Here is a 19,480-nt window from a genome sequence, read left to right as displayed (position 1 = left end):
GGACGCCGGTTGGATCAGACGCACAGCACGGCAGGCGGGCGCGATGAGCAACGACAATGACGAGTTCGGCGCGGCCGACTGGCTGCGGGCCGAACTCGAGGACACGATCGACGAGGATTTCGAGCTCGAGTTCGAGGAGGCCGCCCTCTCGCTCGAGATCGCGCGCATCTACAAGAAGGCCCATCCGGGCACTCTCGACCGCGCGACCTATTTCCGCGAGCTGATCCGCCTCCAGTCCGAGCTGATCAAGCTGCAGGACTGGGTCTCGCACACGAAGGAGAAGGTCGTCGTCCTCTTCGAGGGGCGCGATTCGGCCGGCAAGGGCGGCGTGATCAAGCGCCTCTCCCAGCGCCTCAACCCGCGCATCGTGCGCGTGGTGGCGCTGCCCGCCCCGTCCGACCGCGAGAAGACGCAGTGGTATTTCCAGCGCTACGTGCCGCACCTGCCGGCCGGCGGCGAGATCGTGCTGTTCGACCGCTCCTGGTACAACCGCGCCGGCGTCGAGCGCGTGATGGGATTCGCGACGCCCGGCGAGGTCGAGGATTTTTTCAACGACGTCCCCGCCTTCGAGCGGATGCTGGTCCGCTCCGGGATCCGGCTCGTGAAATACTGGTTCTCGATCACCGACGAGGAGCAGCAGATGCGCTTCCTGATGCGCATCCACGACCCGATGAAGCAGTGGAAGCTGTCCCCGATGGACCTCCAGTCGCGCGTGCGCTGGGAGCAGTACACGAAGGCGAAGGAGGAGATGTTCGAGCGCACGAGCATCCCCGAGGCGCCGTGGTACATCGTGGAGGGCAACGACAAGCGCCGCGCCCGCCTCAACTGCATCGACCACCTCCTCGCCCAGATCCCCTACGCCCCCGTCCCCCACGACCGCATCGCGCTCCCGGACCGTGTGTTCAACCCGGAATACGAGCGCGCGGTGCTGCCGCGGGAGCTGTACGTGCCGCAGAAATATTGAGGGGGATGGCTGAGCGGCCGCCTGCTGCGGACATCGTGCCATGCCAAGATCGGTGCTAGCGTGGCTTGAATAAGCGCCCAGGAGGAAACATTGACGACGCTTTCCGGCCATTTCGGCCCCGGCCCTGTGACAATTCGCGACGACCTTCTCGTTCGCGCCGGCACCACCCTCGAAGTGACTGGACCCGGCGCATACTACGAATACTATCCAACCACGGGCGAGATCGATTTTGATTGGGCGGGAGATTATACGCCATCGATCATACTGGAGCTGTTAAACGCGAATATAGTGATCGAGGGCACCGTCAACTTCGTCGGCGAAGACTATCCCAGCATCAACGGCTTCTACTTCAAGGGCGCAGGTGAGCACCGCTTCGTCAATCGCGGCACCATCTCTTCGACCGACCCGAATGCCGGAGCTGTCATCGACTTCGCTGACCGGAGCACCGGGTTCCTGCGCAATGAAGGCACGATCACCGGCTTCGTCCTGATGGGCAACAATGCCGATCTCGTCGCCAACCAGCGCACCATCGAGGGAAGTCTCTATACGCTGGGGGGTGACGATCGGGTCTTCGCCAGAGGCGCGATCACGGAAACGCATCTCGGCCGTGGAGACGATTTCTACAGTGGTACGAGGGGGCGCGAGGGCACGAAGGTCTTCGGTGACGAGGGCGACGATTGGATCAAAGGCACCCGCTACGACGACCATCTTTCCGGCGGAGACGGCAACGACAAGCTCTACGCCAACAATGGCGACGACACCCTGTCGGGAGACGGGGGCAACGATGTCTTGATCGGCTGGAATGGCGCCGAAGAGTTCAGGATCGGAGACGGTCGGGATGCGATCGTGAACTTCCAACCGGAATATGGTGACCGGATCGCGATCGAGGGTGTCGCCTTCGAGGATCTGAGCTTCGTTCAGGCCGGCCTCCACACGTCGATCCTGCTCGACGGTGAGGTGATCGCCATCCTCGCCGAGTATTTGAAGCCATTGTCCGACGACATGTTCGTGAGTTAGCGCACCGAGCCACGTTCTCCTATTGCGCCACGCACCGGTCGGCCGGCAATTTTCCGATGCTTCTGTGTGGGAGTTGCAATGTTGAAAAAGGCCCTCCTTTTGGCAACCGCTCTCATCTCACCCGTGGGTGGGGCGCACGCGCAATCCGAAATGCTGGGGCTCGACGCGCCGGACGCGTTCAAGGTCGGCTATCACGCGCGCAAGGGCGACGTGGAGATCATCGAGCTGGTCCTGCCACCGGAGACGGTCGAGACGTGGACCCAGCTGATCACGCTCCTGATGTTCTACGACACCGCCCGCGCGCGGGACGCCGACGGCTACTATGCCGATTGGCGCAAGGTGCTGCGCGAGGGCTGCCCGGCGGTCACCGAGCGTGCGACGCGCGGAACGGTCGACGCCCGGCCTGCCCTGAGGTTCAGCGTCTTCTGCCCGCGCCACCCGCAGTCGGGGCTGCCCGAGGCGATCGAGGGCGTTCTCGTCGAGGGCGAGGTGAACCTCATGATGGTCCAGGTCGCGTTCCGACGGACACCGAATGCGGCCGACGCGGCGCTCGCCGCCCGGCTCGCCGACACGCTCAAGGTCTGCGACCAGCGCACTTTCGACGCGTGCCGCGCACGAACCCCGACGGGCTTCCGTCCCGAGGATTGACCCCCGGCCGGCTGGTCTCGGCGCGGACGGGGCCGCGAAGCCGCCACGGAGGCCGAGGAGCAGCCATGCGCCACGCGCTACCCCGGAGCCGCTTTGCAATTTCAGGACGCCTAGGCGAGCCCTGAAGGCGCTTGAGGGACCCGCATTGAGCCGACGCCCCTTCTATGCGCGCCAGAAACACCATGATAAGCCCCACGCACCAGGCGTAAGCCTTTCAAATCACTCGGTCCGGGAATTTGGTCGGGGATGGTGGAGGGGGTTGGACCCGGTCAAATTTCCCATGAATCGCTATTTTGTATTGTAATTTCAATAGGATAGGAATTCGTGGAGGGATCGCGTGTCCCATAGAGGACCCCATTTGTGTCCCATGGATTTTTTAAGTTGCCTTCAACGGATCGGATAGCCGTTCGACAGAAGAGCATTCCTCTCGCGGGTGCGGCATGAGAACGTCAGAGAGGGGCCAAGCGAGGTCGGACAAGATTGAACGACCCAAGCTCGATCCGCTGAACTGAGTTCTGTGAGGTCAGGCCACCCTCCGTTCAACGCGCTCAATTCACGTCTCCGACAGGAAAGAGCGAGGGACGGGCTTAATGAGTCCGGACAGCTGTCGATGATCCACACTTGGTCAAGAGGCTGAAGGCCCGACAGATCCGGTTCGCCCTGGAGTAGCGCTTGCGTCTCTCGGTTCATGCACGAGATGGTCAGTGAAGGCATGGTCGTCGGACACGATCGGAGAACCCAGTCCCTTTGTCGGCTCGTCAGTCGAGATGCTTGAGAGGGTAAGGGTCGAACCGATTGGCTTGGCCCAGCCGCCGCAACACTGCGACTCTGGCGATCCCCTTCAAATTCGGCGAACAGACTGTCGATAATCGCTTCGACTTCCGACAGTCCCTTGGAACGCCCATAGGCGAAGAACGCCGCACGTGTACGATCCCCCACAATCCCGTCAATAGGGCCAGGGGAATAGCCAATATTCGCCAAGTACTGTTGCATACGGCCTATTACGACCTTCTCCCGATCCCCATCCTCCGTCTTTACTGTCGGGGCGGGGATTACTGATGGCGCTGCAGATGTCGATTGAGTGCTCGGGAGTCGTGGGAGAACGCCCCATCCTCCACCCGGCGCTGTCTTTCCGGTGTAGGGGTTCGTGTTCCCCGGATAAGACCAGTTGTTGTAGCGGCTGCTGTCGGGAGATGACCGGTAGTGAGGCCTTACATAGGTACCATCACGGCGATAGTATCCACGTACGCGAACACTTCCCGCATAGGCACCATCTGCCAACCAAACTGACGCTGGCCCGAATGCCACCAATATAGTGGCGAACATGAGAGCCCGCAGAACCAAGGCTAAATGGTAGCGCATCAGCTCCTCCGAACCGCGCCACGTGTGAAAAACAAGGCACAATATTTCGAAGAAAGTTAAGCGAGGGACTACATAGGTTCAAGTATCCCAAGTGTCTGTAGCCCCCTCCACTGCCAAGCCCTGGAAATTCTTGGCTCATTTCGGTGCCACTACGTGTTTACGCCTACGATCGAGCGCCGCGCCTTGATCTCCTTGATCTCCTCCATCCGAGCGACCTCAGCGCGATACTGTTCGCACCAGCTCTTGACGGCATTGAGGTGACCGAGGGCGCAATCGCCGAACCGCTCACGTAGCGCAGGATCATTGCGGACCATCAACGCCAGTCGATAGTCGTCAAGCATCCCCTGGAGCACCAACGGATCACATCCCGTGCTCTTGGAAACCCAGGAGATGATCGTGTCGTCGGACGTCCGATCCACGTCAGCAGATTCCTGGCTCCGCTGTTCACGCAGGCGGCGATCCTCAAATAGGCGGACCAGCTCCCAGGCTTCATTAGAATTCTTGAGGGTTCGCCCGAGATGGTCAGGGCCGGTGAAGGCGGTCAACGCCTTGCCGTCAGACAGCTCCTGAAGAGCGCGACGATAACCAGCGATGTGAGGCTCCATCCGCGAACGGGCCTCAATGGCGACTTCAGGGTGACTGAGGCTGTTGAGGGCGATCGAAACGAGCCCCTGGATGCCGGGAGTATGCTTCAGCTCTTCCGGGCAGGCGATGGAAGCGTACCAACGGGAACCCATGCAGGTGAGGTTGATCTTGGGGGTCCACTCGCCGCTCTCGATGTTGAGCGGGCAGACTACGGGTGTGGCTTTGGCCATGTCTCAGGTTTTCCTTGTTCTCAGTGGTGATGTGATTGGTCTGTGGTGCCCTCTTGGATGGGCATTGCGGGGCAGAAGGGCGTCTGCGGTAGCCTTGCGCGCGTCCTTCTTTGACGTGCCGGTGATCGCCTTGGGCTCTGAAGGCTCGATGGTGTCCTCGGGGTCCTCGGGAAACTCGCCGTTAGCTCCCGGCGAATTTTTCTGCTGCTGGTGGCGGTGCCAGCGCTGACGTTGATCCTCCCGCACCTCCTCCAGGCTCTTGCGCCCATCCGCGATCATGATGATCTCGTCGGCCCTTGAGCGGCCGATGGGGCAGTAGCGGCCGAGGAAGGCGGGCCATGTCATCTGTTCGGGCGGGGCGTCCTTGCGCGGGCTCGCTCCTTCTCCGCTTCCGCGCGCGCATCGTTGGTGGCCTTGCGCGCGTCCTTCTTGGACTTGCCGGTGACGGCCTTGGGCTTGATCGGCTCCGAGGTGTCCTCGGGGTCCTCTGGAAATTCGCCATGATCTCCCGGCGAATTTCTGGCGGCATATGCACGGCGGTGCCTTTCAGCATCCTCCTCTCTCGCCTCCTCCAGGCTCTTCCGCCCGTCCGCGATCATGATGATCTCGTCGGCCCTTGAGCGGCCGATCGGGCAGTAGGTTGCGAGGTAGGCGGAGCATCCTCGGAAGCGAGCATCCTGCAGGCCAGCGCATCTCCTCAGGCGGAGCATCGCGGCGGGGGCGACCCCTACGAATCCCCACACGCTTCTTAGCGGCGGACGTGAGCGGGGGTGCTTAGACTGTGTTGAACACTACCCGTTCGGCCCACTCGCGAAAGGCGTGGGCGCGGGGGGTGTCTACATGGTCCGCCAGTTGGCGCACCCCGTCCCGGTTCACGAGAAAGGTGGGGCGGCCTTTGAACCGGAGCTGTTCTGCTGTGCGGGAGATCCAGTTCGTATGTGAAATGAAGGTCGTAGCGTATCGCGAGTTTGTGTCACCTCGCCGCTTGATAAACTGCCCCAACCCTCGGCATACGTCCGTCAGATAGATGTAGAGTCGCGACTCGTCTTCAACCTGACGAACCTCGATACCTTCAAAGTTGAAGACTCGAAAGCTTGGAGTGGATTTGAAACTGGTTGTCATTAGAAATCCGATTAAACGACTATTGTCGTTTTATGTAATGGGATGGCGGATGCTGGACAAGGGCGGGAGCCGACCCGCGGATTGAAGTCACCGACCGGGAAATAGCGGCGGAGCACTCTTGCCCGCTCCTTCTCCGCTTCCGTGCGAGCGTCCTTGGTGGCCTTACGCGCGCCGTTCAGAACCTTGTTGGCGTCGATGTTCAGGTTCTCTTTCTTCCGGTCGGACATCGAAGCGAGGCGATCGGAGATGACCGTCTCCTCATCGTCCTCTTGGTCGCCTTCGGGGTCATCTGGAAATTCGGCACTACGTAGCGCCGACTTTTCTCGGGAAACTCGGCATCACGTGATGCCGACTTTTCGCGGTAGTTACGATTTGCCTCCGCATTAGCGGCGCGCATTTCTTCCAGGCTCTTCCGTCCGTCCGCGATCGCGATGATCTCGTCAGCGCGGCGGCGGCTGTTGGAGCATCACGAGGCGGTAACGGCAAAACTCGGAGATGAGCGTGACGGAGCTTACACGGGAGCCGGGAATACCCCTCGCCGGATGAGGGGTAATCTCGTTTGCGTCGAGGACCGCCTTGGCGTGGTTGGTGTTCACACTCCCATCGGAGCGAACCGCGTAGCCGATGGCGCGGCACACGTCCGCGAGGACGAACCACGATCGTCATCGATCACGATCGTCCGAATGTCCGGTGACTGACGCAGTATCAATCCAGACCGAGATCACGCGCGCAGCCTAAGGGCACTCACGTATCCTATGAGCCGTCCCAAGCACGTCCCCAGGCTATCACCAAAGTCAGAAACCTATCCCTGGCGGTGATCCTCAGCCGCTATCGATGCACCGTCTGCAGACGCACCATCCTCGTCTGAGGTAACCGTTGGCTCATAGGCAGCAGGTTCATAGGCCATGTCAGCAAGCCAGTATCCGTACCCCTTCAGGTTTACGAACTGATCCTTCATCCGCCACATCATGGTACCGAGATTGTTTGCTGGCTCGCGCCCTCCAATTGGGTTTCCGCCCTCGCTGAGAGCATTGAGAAGCTCGGCGCGCGTCATCGGTTGCTGATGATCGATCAGGACTTTGCGGATAATGGGGGCTGCCTCTTCACGGGTCAGTACCCTCGGATGAGTTGTCAGCGTCGGCCTGCCAACCTGTGCCGAAGCCTTAAGTGGCCTTCCCTCTAGCTCATGATACATCTTAAGGAACTCGTTAATCCGCGCGAGTTCCCTATCGCGATCCGCGATCTCGCTCTTAAGCTCCGCCTGCCTCGCAAGAGCCTTCTGGTACGCGTCAGTCATGCCGCCTCCCCCATCCACAACGATGTGCGTACCACGATATCAACAGGATGTCAGCTCAATAGCGCATAGACGCACATCGAGGGCATTGTGATACCCATACCTGTGTGGTAGACAAAGAGAAGGGCCCATCGCATGGATGAGCCCTCTCCGTCAGGAGCGTACCCGGCAACGAGAGATGCCGAGGAGAGAGGAGTGTGACGGTGGAAATCCGTCTCGGGCCGACACGGCTGGTCCCCGTGTTTCGTCCCTTGCTCTTGAGATAGCCTCGGGGCGACCCTCTCAGGGCCGCCCTTTCTCATATCACGTGGACGTCGTGGCCATCAAGAGTCCCGCTGGAATCCTGAGGCTTTCCCCACTCGGATCATCGAAGAGCCGCTAGGCCCTCGCTGAGAATCCTTCGGCTGTCGTCTTCATCCTCAAGGCCCATCAGTTCGATATTCGCAAGATGTAGCCCAAGGGGACCGAAGCAGGCGGAGAGCTGCTGACCGATGAAGTGCTTCTCCTTGACCGCTATCCGGCTCATGTAGACGAGCTGCCCAGCCCTGGGACCATCTTCGAAGACCACTCTCCGCCTCATACGCCCCACACGGGTTGCGAGCTGAACGAAGAAGGACCGGTCGGTGACGAAGCGGTGGGGTTCGAACTCACGGAAGATGATCATGGCTGCAGTCTCGACGAGAAACCGCGTCCAGTCAGTCTCCACCCTCTCCATCCGCAAGATGTGCTGGTAGGAACGCAGCTCGAACTCACGATACAGAGGCGCGCCCTGGCTACGCCTGATGGTCGGGTGATCCCACGTCGGGATCTCCTTCTCGACACAATCGATGTAACGCTCTGCTTCTGAGACCAGATCACACCACCGGCGATGGAAACTCTTCACAAGATCTTGGATCTCTGGGGAATGCCTTCCCGCTGCCAGTCGTCGCTCGACCAGCTGCACGTAGGGGCTCAGCTCAGGGACCCTGATACGTCGCTGCCCGACCTCCCCTTGCAGGACCACCTCCCGCCTATGCCGGTCGCAGAACCGTGAGAAGCCCGCACGGTCCTTGCGACACCCTTCAGCGTGGCAACGGGTGCCGTAGTACTTCGTCATCTGTTCTTCGGCTTGGCTAAGGGTTCTGGGGAGTGGTGCAGGGAGATTGAAAGACATCACGATAAACCTTTTTGTTGTTATTCATTCTTCATTGCATAATTCGTGTATTGACACGTACCTCTAAACAAAATTCGGCGAATCAATATTGATGAGTACAACTATTTTGAAAAAGAATATGACCGTCTCTTCACGAATGAAGCAGATAGGCGGGGCCGAATTGAGACATCACCATCAATACGACCCCTCAGGACATATTCGTCCCAACCCATCCAAAGGAAGACAATGCGACGTATCCTTCACCAGCCCTCACCGGATGGTCAGAGATGTGACGCGAGTTGTTCGCAAGAAGCAACGACACCCACGCTCACCTCGTTCAATGACCACCGGACGCCTACAGGCTGAACGGAATGTTCAAGCGTAGACCACCGGCAGTCATCAAGGAACCAACAGACACTGAGGAGGAAGATGAGAGATTTGAGAGGGAGCTGCTAATAGACATTGATGAATACGTCAGGCGCTACCAACGACGTCAGGAATTGAGACGTCAGAGGGAGAGGCGGAGGCGGAGGCGCAATGAACAGAGGATACGGCACACCCTCTACTTCATATCGTTCGCCGCGATCCTCTACCTCCTCCTTCATAGCCACTTCCGGTAACGCTTGGGTCCATCACAAGGCTCATGTCGAGGTATCGTGAGATCGGAGCCAAGGAAATCGGAAGGTGCCTGAAGGAGGTTCTTAAGGTTGCCTTATTTGATGGTCATCCATGATCCACTATCTACAGACTGCCTTCAGCCCACCTTCTATGACCTTCCATCAGTCGATTGAGCATCGGTGGGCGGAAGATCCCTGATGGAACGTGAAGCTGGACTAGAGTGTGTCTGATTTGATGGTCATCAATGATCCATCACCCACGGACTGTCGCCAGTGGATCTTCAGATATCGTAAGATGATCTAAGGACAGTCCTAAGGATCTCTGGATCTATAGATATCATCCAGGAACCCTTAGCATGGCCCCCCTTACCCCCCACGCTGCCAACATCGATCGAAGGGCAACGTGGTATTCTGAGGGTAAGGGGGGACCCAAGGACATCATCCGAGGCCTTGAGCATGGCACGGCCGAAGCCGTCACTCCTCACGGGAGTGCCCCCTGGAACTGGAGATGCTCGTGAGCAGTCCCTTTCCCTATGGTCACCCTAATTGATTGTCGGCATATCGTAGGCGGCTATGTGGTAACATATTGCCACCAGCGATGGCCCCTCCTGAGTGAGGTGAGACGGTACAATGATACCATCGCCAGGATAGTCACGTTCCAGACCTGGCTCCCCATCCCTCGACCTGAGCCGGAGGGACACCCCCAACTCAGAATACCGCTCAGAGCCCCTCAGAGACTCACAGAGAGGGGTTAGCTTCTGACAGGCCCAACCACCCACTTTTTACTAACGCGAATCTGGAGGCTCCTGAGGAGCTATACAGAATATACCGCCGAATGACTTCCTCGCTTAAGCTTTCCCTTGATCACCTCATGCATTCACGCGACAGATCGATGAACTCAATATCCCGAATACCTCTCAGAGCCCCTCAGGGACTCACACAGAGGCATCGTCAGAAAGCCAGTGGCTGACACCGGGCTCAGCCTAACGCGACTCTGGAGACTCCTGAGGGCCTTCTAGAGGTATCTCAAGATCACCCAGCCGCTCCTACTCCCCCGAACACAGCACTGCGCTGCCGACCACCCCAGACCCTTCACGCAGCAGACCTCGACTGCCAGCAGCCTTCGAGATCTCACCCCCATGCTTCCAGCGCTCTTGAGGCAGCCGCAGGATCTTCCTTGATGCGGTAGACGACCTGCCGAGAGACGCTGACCCTCTTGGCGATCTCCGTTGGTGTGACCCCCTGCTGGAGGAGTTGGATCACCTGTTGCAGCTGATCAGCATCGAAGCTCGGCTTACGCCCACGATAGACGCCCTTCTCCCTGGCAAGAGCGATCCCCGCAGCCTGAGCCTCCTTGGTGGTCTCCGCCTGAGCCTCAGCCATCGCGGCCATGAAGCCCAGCAGCGCGTCCCTGACCGCCTTCGACATCGGGTCCTTGGAGGAGCCATCGAAGGTCATCCCGTTGATGACCGTCCGAATGGTCACCCCACGCTCAATCAGCTCCCTGACAGTCGCGGTAACATCTGAGTAGTTTCTACCGAGGCGGTCGATCCATCGGACAACAAGGACATCCCCTGAACGTAAGATGTCAAAAAGCCTCCTGCCGTTCTCACGATCCTTGAGAGGGACACTCACGCCAGAAACACCGTGATCGGCGATGACCTCATCAATGTTGAAGCCTGCCTGCTGAGCGTGGGTTAGCTGATGGTCTAGGGTCTGCTCCATTGTCGAAACACGGGCGTAGAGGACGACCTTGTGTTGCTTGAGATGGTCAGAGGCTCGTCCAGGGTGGCCCTGAGGTGGCGTCGTGCGGCCCCGCTTGCTGCCTCGCTGGAGACCTGAAGACGCTTCGAGAATGGACATGGCAACCTCGTCCGTATGAGTTCTGTCCGATCTATCTCGTGTCCGAATGGTAGCTGTCAACCCTTACGGACACAGGTAGGAGCCGATTGAGCATTTCCGCTGAAGTACACTCTAACGGACACAGAGGAGCCTCCAGGCTGTACGGTGGACTTCTCACGGCTCATGATCGTCGGAGGCAGATCCTGCGCGCAGTAGTCCTCGACTGCGAGCAGTCTGCGGGACGGAGACACCCAGCCGATGAAGCTCAGCACCAGCCTCCGCCTATCAGCCATCGCGATCGGTCTGGCACCCACAACCCCTGCCCTCGCTACGAGCTATTCCTGTTGGATCGAGACGTCCCTGTACTGCTACGGCCCGCCAATCTCGGGCTGCAGGCGGGTCAGTCTTTTGAAGCTCATCAGGATCGACACCCAGTCCATGAGCGTGAGGCTCTGCGTCGATAGCGGCTGTGACCATCATCGGCTGCTGCACGTCGAGAAACTGGCAACAGGAGATTTGAGGTTCCTCTACGACGACTGGACTGTGGCCACCCTCGATCCCAACGAAGGGACGTATGTGCATTCACAGACCTTGGCGCCGATGGTCGATGCTGTTTTTGGTCGATGCCACGAAGACTGAGGGCAGACGAAAAGACCCCTGGGGCACCCCCTCCCCTCCCCCAGGTTGTTCGATCACGTATTAGTGAATCAGCCAGAGGGCCGAGGGGGGAGCGTGGATCTCTTTATATTCTAATACCCATTTAGATGCGTGACCCATTTTCAGATCACCTATCGATCCTCTTCAGATCCCTCAACCTCATCTTCCGACTCCCACTCCTCTCCCCTTTGAAACGGCAGGGAATCGACATCAAATAGCTCGTCCCGCTCGTCCGCCACCCCACTGCCAGAGGTAGCCTGGGACTGAAACATCCGGCGACTGGCCTCAGCTCGGAGGGCAGGGATGGTCACTCCATTGTCGGCGAGCAGCGCACGGGCGATCACGAGCTCAGAGGCCTTCATCTGCCCCGACCGCAGCCGCTCCAGCAGATCCCACGCAAGGGCCTTCCGAAGGTCTCCCAAGGCATCCTCGACGCGTCCCAGCTGGTCCTCAGGCGTCTTCGGGTGATCTTCAGTGGCGGCGATCGAGAGATCATCGATCAGCGCCAGGATCTTGTCTGCCATGGCATTCCCACCTCTCCAGGCATGATAGCCGCAGCACTGACGAACCCCGGCAACGGTAAGGGCTAGCTTCGCTCCGCCACCATTGGTGTTGCCGAGCGCCCTCACGCTCACCCGATGCTTGTCCTCGTCCTCGACCATCTTGGTTGCTTCGGAGATGTTGCCGAGGCCCATGGCATCAACGATATCGCGGGCGATGAAGAGGGGCTCGCAGGCGACCTCGATTGAACGGATGAAGTGTCGAGCACCGGCCTTATCGGTGATGAGGTGCTTCGAGACATCGAGGCTACTCATCCGCCCCTCCTTGCCTTGTCCCAGGCCTTGGCATCACGCCAGGTGTCGAAGGTCGGAGGCCAGAGGCCTTCAGCCTCCATGGCAGCCTTCACACGCCGCATGACGGAGATGATGCGGACACCGCAGCCAGTGGCCCTGGCAGTCTCCAGACGGGTGAGAGGGTCATTCATGACGGTTAGCATTCTCCAGGCGAAGTTGGAGCGCTGCTGCGCCGTGAGCTGAGGAGGGAAGGACGGGGCCTGGACGGGTTCGCTCGATGGCTCCTCGTCCTCCTGCTGCTGCTTTTCCTGATCGGCAGCGGCGGACGTGAGGAGGACGAGGAGCAAGGTCAGCGCGTCGGGGCCAGCCCCTTCAGGGTCCAGATAGTCCGTGCTGGGGTTGTCGCACCGGCTATCAGCGGCGCTCATGAGGAGTTCCATGGGGGTTTCTTTCTTCTTTGCGTTTGAGGGTGTCACCTGCGAGGTGATGGGCGAACACGAAAAGCCACCTCCAGGGGGCCTGAAGGTGGTCGTTGGATGACTTGAGTTGATCGTCAGGGCAGCAGCGTCCTGTCTGGAGGCGCTTGATCCGCTAAACTAGCTGTCTTCCATCAGCAGCGGCATTGCTGGCCATAGATCGACGAGATTGATGAGTGTCTTCTGATGCGCCTGAACAAGACAAGGCACCTTGAGAAGGGCGGCCTCGATCCCGATGGCGTCAGCAATTGCGCGTTCGAGTATGATCTTTATGAATTCGATGATGGGCAACGACTCCTCACGGCTCGCCGATACATCGACAGCCCCCGAGAAGCCTTACTCCTATCCATACGCGACATTGGAGATGCAGGAACACGACTTCGGCCGCTCGACCCGCATGATGAACTCGTCAAGCTTGCCTGCGACCACCTCCAGAAAGACGGTGTGACCGAGATTCGGTATCTCACCTCAGGAGGCTACAAGCCGTTAGACGCTAAACTCTGGAGGCCCTAGCGAGCCCCGCGCCGCCGCTGACCTTCAACAGTGACCCGAAGCGTGTAGCCCAGCCCTCAGGAGGACGCGTCACGGCAGATCTGACGCCAACTCTGGAAGTGGAAGGCATTCTCTTGTGAGAGCCGTCTGGTGCCATCCAGCCACAGCTCCCCGATCAAGGGGACGCGTGCGTAGACGGTGCGCCAGCTGTTGAAGATGTCCAGCTCCAGGCAGCGCTTACCAGATCCGATGCAGATGTACATTAGGTTATGATCCTCCGATCGACTGCGAGTAAGGATCACATATTGGATCTATTGGCAGTCAATCAAGTGGATTTATAAGTGCATTCGATATCGAATACGTATTATACCTTGAACATCGGAAGCAATACGAGACCCAGTGGCAGCTACTAGCGCTACCCCTGGCGACCGCCGAACATGGCCTTTGAATAGTCCGTACGGAGTTCGTTCAGGGCCTTGCGGACCACGTCAGGGTCTCGAGAGTTCATGGCTGAGTTGAAGCGATCGAACTGAGCGTCCGACCAATGGTCAGCCGCGAATTGGTTCATGCCTTCCCAGACATCCTCGCCATCCATACGCTTGACGAAGGTGTCGCGTTGCCTGTGGATCTTGGAAGCCTCAGCTTCGGCACGATGGTTGAAGTTGGCTGGTTTGATGTAGCTTGTCATCTTGACAATCCTTTTCATTTAAGGAGGATTTTATGAACACAGGACCTCACAATAAAATACTGTTGAATCTCAATATAATGTCCGAAACCTTAACTAGTTTACTCTATAGTTCCAGTCAGTTTTTCCACAGGAGCGTTTCGTGAATTCCAATAAACCTTCAGAGGCCCATGATACGGATGAATTCAAGGACATATTTGATGTTGTTATGGCTTCATCAATCTTGGCAGACAGTCTATCAATCAACCCTAGACTGATACGCTCCGTATTCTTAGAAATTTTTAGTGCTTTCGTGGTGACAATGATCTGCGTCCTGGAGCGCTCGGATGGGGGCGGGATCTGGCGGAACTCAGATGAGGCTAGGTTGTTGAAGCGTCAGGACGAACCGAATATCGCCTACCCTGAGGGAATGGTGGTCGCATCACCCAAAGTACTCTGGTGCCGATGCAAATCTGACGAATGGATGAAGAACTGGGGTGGACGCCCAATCAATTCATCCCAATCTCGCGACAATCTCGTAGCATTTAGTATCGATATCCGCAATGATATGCAGCACTTCAGCCCGAAAGGTTGGAGCATTCATGGGAACAGTTTAACACGAGCGGTAACGGAACTTTGCTCCATTATCAGTGAATTGAGCCATCACCCTAGTTTCCGAGAAGTAAAGATTGAAAGACGTGAAATCGATACCCTAAGAATCGAGCTAGAACACATAAAGACGAAAGTAGATGGACTTTACCCGGACGCATAGCCCCATCATTGCGGCAACTTCACCGCCTCCACACACTCCCTGAGCTGCTCCATAGACGGCCCTCCAGAGTAAACTCCAAGGGTCATCCCCGTATTCTTGTGTCCCACGACACGCTCCACAATATGCGGCTGCTGCCCAGCCTGAAGAGCCGTGGTGATGAACCAGCGTCTGAAGGAGTGGAAGTCAACGAGGCTCCTACGGCCGCCACTGGCCGCCTCTACCCCGCACTTGCGCCGGTAGTAGGTGAACGCCTTCACCGCGGGGTTGGACCGTGAGGCCTCTCCAGTCACCTCAGGATACTCGGGAGAGCCGTCAGGCAACGTGAAGAGATCCTGTTCGGGGCTCTTCCCCGCTGCCAGCTTCTCGATGATCGGCACGAGGGTGGAGTGGATCGGAACGTCCCGAGCATCGGGCTCCAGCTTCTGAGCCTTGAAGTGGAAGAGACCATTGGCGACGTCCCTCACCTTCAGGCTCACGATCGTGTCGATACGAGCACCCGAGAGGGCAGCGATCAGCATGATCGGATGCAGCGAGGGCCTGTGAGGTGTCCTTGACAGCAAGCGGCGGATCTCATCGTCCGTGAAGGGCCTGTGGCGCTCCTCACGGGTCTTCCGTTCCTTCGGTAGGCTCTGCTCCCTCCAGACGTTCTCAGCCACGTACCCACGCCTCACGAGCCACCTCCAGAGGGACCTGAGGCTCGACAGGTACTTGTTGACCGTCTTGTTCGTGATCGGTCGCCCGTTCTTGTCCTTGGAGGCGTAGCCCTTCATCCCGGCGACAAACCGGCCTGCCTCGCGTCGATCGATGCTCTCGATGGTCCGCCTGACCTTCTTGGCCTCGCAGTGGGCGAGGAGGTAGGCCACGGCGCGACGGTCATCAGACTTGCTCCGCTCCGTCAGGTCGTCCCGTTCATCGTGATAGAGCCGTAGGGCATCCTCGATGGGGAACTCACGGCCACGAGCGATCGCGTTCAGCTCACTGGCCTTGTCGGCGCTGGGCCGGTCATAGATCGGATGGCCCTCCTCATCGACATCGACAGGACGACCCAAGAGACCTTCGACGGTCACCGCAATCTGTTCATCGACCCCCTCGACCTTCTCAGGATCTCCAGAGGCCCTCGCCTCCTCCATCTGCTCACGGAGGAGGAACGCGGCTTCCTTGAGGTTCAGCTGTCGCTTCTCTCGACTGGCCGCTTGAGGATCGTTGAGGTGGTCGCTGGCTACCTTGAGACGGGTGAGGAATTCGTGGATCACAGGACCCATCAGCCGTTCGGCATCCCTGCGGCTGTCGGTCTTCAGGTTCTGCTTGAGGCGTCGTGTCCCTATGACCGGCTGCAAGGCCCTGGGGACGGGGACACTCACACGATAGCCGTTGCCGTGCTTCTCAAGATGCTTGGGGAGCCGCAGAGGGGGCATGGAGGGACCTCTGATGATCGCCGAGGCTTAATCGCCAGGGTGTCTCCAGGAGGCTCTGGGCGGCTTCTGAGAGGGTCCGACGATCGCCTTTGTCCCATACCGTGTCCCATGGTATGTCCCATGGAGCAAGGCGTAAGCCCCGGATATCATTGAGATCAGAGAGTTAGGTCGGGGATGGTGGAGGGGGTTGGATTCGAACCAACGTAGGCATAGCCAGCGGATTTACAGTCCGCCCCCTTTAGCCACTCGGGCACCCCTCCGGGTCGCGTCGAAGCGGCGTGATAAAAGGGGATCGGAACGAAGTCAACGATGAGACGGATATCTCTTCCACATGGATGACAATGAGCCCTACTGGCTGTTCGGCCTGCACTCGGTTCGCGCCGCCCTCGCAAACCCGCGCCGGACCATCCATCGCTTCGTCGCAACGCCCAACGCGACGCGCCGTCTGGAGCCGCTGCCGCGCCCCATGGAGCCCGAGAAGATCGACGTGCGCGCCCTCAATCGGCTCGTCGGCGCTGACGCCGTCCACCAGGGCGCCGCGCTCTACGTCTCGCCGCTGCCGGGCCGCGACATCGAGGACCTCGCCGACGCGCGCTTCGTCCTGTGCCTCGACCACATCACCGACCCGCACAATGTCGGCGCGATCCTGCGCTCGGCGGCCGCCTTCGGGGTCGACGCCGTGGTGGTGACGCGCCGCCACAGCGCGTCGGAGACGGGGGTGCTCGCGAAATCGGCCTCGGGCGCGCTCGACCTCGTCGACATCGCGGTGGTCACGAACCTCACCCGCGCCGTGGAGGAATTGAAAGGGTTCGGCTTCCGCGTCGCCGCGCTCGACAGCGAGGCCGCCGTGCCGCTCGGCACGCTGGAGCCCGCCGATCGCTGGGCCTTCGTGCTCGGCGCCGAGGGCAAGGGGGTGCGCCCCGGCGTGGCGGCCGCCTGCGACGTCACCGCCGCGATCGAGGTGCCGGGGGCCCTCGCCTCCCTCAACGTCTCGAACGCGGCCGCGATCACCCTCTACGCGGCGACGAACAGCCTCCTGAAGCCGCGCTGACGCGGGGCCGGCGGCTCAGGCGCGGTCGGGCGTCCCCCGGCCCTCGCCGGGCGAGGCTCGGAAGGACGGGCGGCTGCGGAGAGACGCGGCGCATGGACGGCCGCGAGCCCACCGAAGGCCGTGCTGGGCGGGTGCTCAGCCGTTCGGCGACCCGCATTCCCATGCGCCGTGCCGCTTCGGGCGCGCCCCTCCGGCCCACCATTCCCGGCCCACCGACCTGCCGGGGCTGCGCGTGCGGGCTACGAGAGGGGTCGAGCCGTCCCTCGGACTTGTCGGCGTCGCGCGCAAAGCGGGTGGCTGCGGCGAGGAACGGCCCTGAGCCCGCCAAAGGCCGGCGACTGACGGGCGCTCGGCCGCTCGGCGATCCGCCTTCCCCCGCGCCGTGACGCTTCGGGCGCGCGCAAGTTCCCCGGCCCACCGTTTCCGGCCGGTTCGCCCGGTGGGGCGGCGCGCACTGGAGACCGGAGAGGGGCCGGGCCTTCCCCCGACCTCGGCGGCGCCGCGTGGACAAGGCGGGCGGCGGTGGCGAAGCGATGCGTATGAACAGCGCCGAGCCCACCAAAGGCCGGCTACGGGCGGGCCCCAGCCGCTCGGTGATCCACCTTCCCCTGCGCCGTGACGCTCCCGGCGCGCGCCTCCATCCCATCGCTTACCGCCCGCCCGGCGCGGCGGCGGGCGTCGGGCAAGAAAAAAGGCGCCGCAGGGGCGCCTTGGGTGGAGGCCTCTGTTGCCGTGGGGCAACGACGGATCGAAATCAGAAGCACATCCTGACGCCGTCGGGGGTCCGGATGGTCCCGGTGCGCGGATTGAAGCTCGGCCAGCGCTCGCTGCAATAGGTGTACCAGGCCGGCGTCCACGGCTCCGGACGGGCATAGAGATAGGCCTTGTCCATCGGAACGAGGAAGTTGACGCGCGGCGGGATGGGCGAGGTGAGGAACCATTCGCCGCGCCGTGGCGGCCGTTCCTCGCTGCGCGACCAGGGCTCGTACCGGCCGAAATAGCGAGGCGTTCCGCGGGAATCGACGTACGGGCGGACGGTATAAAGGTCCGCCGCCGCGGCCGGCGACACGACGCCCGGCGACGCCATCGAGACCCATGCCGAAGCGGTCACGGCCGCGATTGCCAGAAAGCGTCCGAGCGTCATGCACATTCCCCCAGGGATCCCTCTGGAAAATCCTGTCTCATTTGGCCATACAAGGCAATGCACAAGCGTTGACCACCCCTGCGCGACACCCGATAACCCGCACGCCAGGGCCGGCTTAGCTCAGTTGGTAGAGCATCTGATTTGTAATCAGGGGGTCGGGGGTTCGAGTCCCTCAGCCGGCACCAAATCCCCATCCAGGGTGATTACAAGAAGTCCCGAAGTACGGCCATCCGGTGGTTGAAGCGCGCCGCAGATCTCGTTGCGAGTTCGCGCGCGATTTTTCGCCCTCCGACGGTAACCCACGACACTTCTACACCAGCGCAGCGCTCCGCGATTTATAAATCATCTGCTGTGCGATACCCGCGAGCAACAGATAGACCGACGTCACGGCGACGATACCGGTTAAAACGGACATCGAGGCGAAATCGAACCACGCGGAATAGGCGATGCAGCCCGTCCAGATCAATGCCACGGGCAATGACACCGCCCGCCAGCGCAGCGTGCGCACCGGATGGATAAACCGCAGCATGAGGAACTGGGCGGCGGACAGCAGCAGGACCAGGCCGAGGATCACTTCCCAAACCGGCTGGATCACCAGCAATGCCAGCACCACCATATTCCAGCATGCGGGAAAACCGCGGAACGAAGCATCCTTCGTCTTCATGCGTGTATCAGCAAAGTAAAGGGATGAGGCGAAAGGTATGAGAAGCACCACGAACCAGCCTGTCCACCCTGGAAGCAAGTCCGATCCATAGAGGGCGTAGGCGGGGATCATCACATACGTCAGAAAATCGATGATCAGGTCCAGCAGCGTCCCATCGATCACTGGCGCATTGGTGTGAACGTCATAGCGGCGGGCCAAAGGGCCATCGATCCCGTCGACGACGAAGGCAACCGCCAGCCAGATCGCCATCATGGCCCAATCCTGCTGCACGGCTTCCAGCAGTGCGAGCATGGCAAGCGATGCGCCGATGGCGGTGAATAGGTGAACTGCGTAGGCTCTTAGGCGCATCCGACAATGGATACCCTTTTCCGCCGATCGACAAAAGCGGATCGCATTCGATGACAGTTTCGCGACGGTCAACAGCGTCCCGATTGCGCTTTCATAGTCACAGACGAACGGCCGAGGCATCCGCGGAGTGGACGACAAAGCTGCATAGGGACTGCCATTGCACAAACGTTCGAGGCTGTTGAGGAAGCCC

The 19,480-nt window shown here is 60.1% G+C and carries 20 protein-coding genes and 2 tRNA genes; 7 read left to right on the top strand and 15 right to left on the bottom strand.

Going from position 1 to position 19,480, the window contains the following annotated elements; translation table 11 throughout:
• Positions 1-43: 43 nt before the first annotated feature.
• The 3 genes from ppk2 (at position 44) to DBV35_RS00595 (ending at position 2,629) form a co-directional block, all read left to right on the top strand.
• Complete coding sequence (ppk2, locus tag DBV35_RS00605) at positions 44-964, top strand: polyphosphate kinase 2 (RefSeq protein ID WP_108658326.1); 921 nt, start codon at positions 44-46, stop codon at positions 962-964.
• Positions 965-1,054: 90 nt separating this feature from the next.
• Positions 1,055-1,981, top strand: coding sequence for a calcium-binding protein (locus DBV35_RS00600; protein ID WP_157961518.1), 927 nt, complete (start codon positions 1,055-1,057; stop codon positions 1,979-1,981).
• Positions 1,982-2,131: 150 nt separating this feature from the next.
• Positions 2,132-2,629, top strand: coding sequence for a hypothetical protein (locus DBV35_RS00595; RefSeq protein WP_108658324.1), 498 nt, complete (start codon positions 2,132-2,134; stop codon positions 2,627-2,629).
• A 1,511-nt stretch (positions 2,630-4,140) separates the two neighbouring features.
• On the opposite strand, the gene DBV35_RS00585 is transcribed toward DBV35_RS00595, so the two are convergent.
• From DBV35_RS00585 to DBV35_RS00555, 7 genes are all read right to left on the bottom strand, one after another.
• A complete protein-coding gene (locus DBV35_RS00585) occupies positions 4,141-4,806 on the bottom strand; it encodes a hypothetical protein (RefSeq protein ID WP_108658323.1) in 666 nt (221 codons plus the stop codon).
• A gap of 3 nt (positions 4,807-4,809) precedes the next feature.
• Positions 4,810-5,151: a hypothetical protein gene (locus tag DBV35_RS30070; RefSeq protein ID WP_157961517.1), complete on the bottom strand. Its 342-nt coding sequence runs from the start codon at positions 5,149-5,151 to the stop codon at positions 4,810-4,812.
• Positions 5,148-5,405: a hypothetical protein gene (locus tag DBV35_RS00580; protein WP_157961516.1), complete on the bottom strand. Its 258-nt coding sequence runs from the start codon at positions 5,403-5,405 to the stop codon at positions 5,148-5,150. The genes DBV35_RS30070 and DBV35_RS00580 overlap by 4 nt, the downstream gene beginning before the upstream one ends.
• Before the next feature lie 175 nt (positions 5,406-5,580).
• Complete coding sequence (locus tag DBV35_RS31430) at positions 5,581-5,928, bottom strand: BRO family protein (protein ID WP_108658321.1); 348 nt, start codon at positions 5,926-5,928, stop codon at positions 5,581-5,583.
• Between the two features lie 802 nt (positions 5,929-6,730).
• Positions 6,731-7,225 (bottom strand): hypothetical protein, encoded by a 495-nt coding sequence (locus DBV35_RS00570; RefSeq protein ID WP_108658320.1) that lies wholly within the window; start codon positions 7,223-7,225, stop codon positions 6,731-6,733.
• A 361-nt stretch (positions 7,226-7,586) separates the two neighbouring features.
• Positions 7,587-8,318 (bottom strand): hypothetical protein, encoded by a 732-nt coding sequence (locus DBV35_RS00565; protein WP_108658319.1) that lies wholly within the window; start codon positions 8,316-8,318, stop codon positions 7,587-7,589.
• 1,784 nt (positions 8,319-10,102) lie between these two features.
• A complete protein-coding gene (locus tag DBV35_RS00555) occupies positions 10,103-10,834 on the bottom strand; it encodes a recombinase family protein (RefSeq protein WP_108658317.1) in 732 nt (243 codons plus the stop codon).
• Positions 10,835-11,071: 237 nt separating this feature from the next.
• Here DBV35_RS00555 and DBV35_RS00550 point away from each other — a divergent pair, with 237 nt between their 5' ends.
• Positions 11,072-11,452 (top strand): hypothetical protein, encoded by a 381-nt coding sequence (locus DBV35_RS00550; protein ID WP_108658316.1) that lies wholly within the window; start codon positions 11,072-11,074, stop codon positions 11,450-11,452.
• A gap of 149 nt (positions 11,453-11,601) precedes the next feature.
• Here DBV35_RS00550 and DBV35_RS00545 read toward each other — a convergent pair whose 3' ends face one another.
• The 4 genes from DBV35_RS00545 to DBV35_RS00530 form a co-directional block, all read right to left on the bottom strand.
• Positions 11,602-12,285, bottom strand: coding sequence for a BRO-N domain-containing protein (locus DBV35_RS00545; protein WP_108658315.1), 684 nt, complete (start codon positions 12,283-12,285; stop codon positions 11,602-11,604).
• Entirely contained in the window at positions 12,282-12,704 is a 423-nt protein-coding gene (locus DBV35_RS00540; protein ID WP_108658314.1) for a hypothetical protein, read from the bottom strand. Before DBV35_RS00540 ends, DBV35_RS00545 begins: the two co-directional genes overlap by 4 nt.
• A gap of 156 nt (positions 12,705-12,860) precedes the next feature.
• Complete coding sequence (locus tag DBV35_RS30065) at positions 12,861-13,031, bottom strand: hypothetical protein (protein ID WP_157961515.1); 171 nt, start codon at positions 13,029-13,031, stop codon at positions 12,861-12,863.
• 616 nt (positions 13,032-13,647) lie between these two features.
• Entirely contained in the window at positions 13,648-13,920 is a 273-nt protein-coding gene (locus tag DBV35_RS00530) for a hypothetical protein (RefSeq protein WP_108658312.1), read from the bottom strand.
• A 139-nt stretch (positions 13,921-14,059) separates the two neighbouring features.
• Between DBV35_RS00530 and DBV35_RS30060 the strand changes: the two genes are divergently transcribed.
• Entirely contained in the window at positions 14,060-14,668 is a 609-nt protein-coding gene (locus DBV35_RS30060; RefSeq protein WP_157961514.1) for a hypothetical protein, read from the top strand.
• A 5-nt stretch (positions 14,669-14,673) separates the two neighbouring features.
• Here the strand turns inward: DBV35_RS30060 and DBV35_RS00525 are convergent, their stop codons facing one another.
• Together DBV35_RS00525 and DBV35_RS00520 are read right to left on the bottom strand one after the other, a co-directional pair.
• A complete protein-coding gene (locus DBV35_RS00525; RefSeq protein ID WP_108658311.1) occupies positions 14,674-16,083 on the bottom strand; it encodes a tyrosine-type recombinase/integrase in 1,410 nt (469 codons plus the stop codon).
• A gap of 175 nt (positions 16,084-16,258) precedes the next feature.
• Positions 16,259-16,343: transfer RNA gene (locus DBV35_RS00520), tRNA-Tyr, on the bottom strand.
• A 71-nt stretch (positions 16,344-16,414) separates the two neighbouring features.
• Between DBV35_RS00520 and DBV35_RS00515 the strand changes: the two genes are divergently transcribed.
• The gene (locus tag DBV35_RS00515) at positions 16,415-17,134 is read left to right on the top strand and encodes a TrmH family RNA methyltransferase (protein ID WP_108658310.1); all 720 of its coding nucleotides are present in this window, start codon (positions 16,415-16,417) and stop codon (positions 17,132-17,134) included.
• A gap of 754 nt (positions 17,135-17,888) precedes the next feature.
• Here the strand turns inward: DBV35_RS00515 and DBV35_RS00510 are convergent.
• Positions 17,889-18,278 (bottom strand): BA14K family protein, encoded by a 390-nt coding sequence (locus DBV35_RS00510; RefSeq protein ID WP_245943795.1) that lies wholly within the window; start codon positions 18,276-18,278, stop codon positions 17,889-17,891.
• Positions 18,279-18,387: 109 nt separating this feature from the next.
• Here DBV35_RS00510 and DBV35_RS00505 point away from each other — a divergent pair.
• Positions 18,388-18,463, top strand: a tRNA-Thr gene (locus DBV35_RS00505).
• A gap of 125 nt (positions 18,464-18,588) precedes the next feature.
• Here the strand turns inward: DBV35_RS00505 and DBV35_RS00500 are convergent.
• Positions 18,589-19,362 carry a CDP-alcohol phosphatidyltransferase family protein gene (locus DBV35_RS00500; protein ID WP_245943794.1) on the bottom strand — a complete coding sequence of 258 codons (774 nt, stop codon included), beginning with the start codon at positions 19,360-19,362 and terminating at the stop codon, positions 18,589-18,591.
• Positions 19,363-19,480: the final 118 nt, after the last annotated feature.

The organism is Acuticoccus kandeliae, from assembly GCF_003073115.1.
Note: the sequence above shows the minus strand (reverse complement) of the source record. Positions and strands in the feature narration are given on the sequence as shown.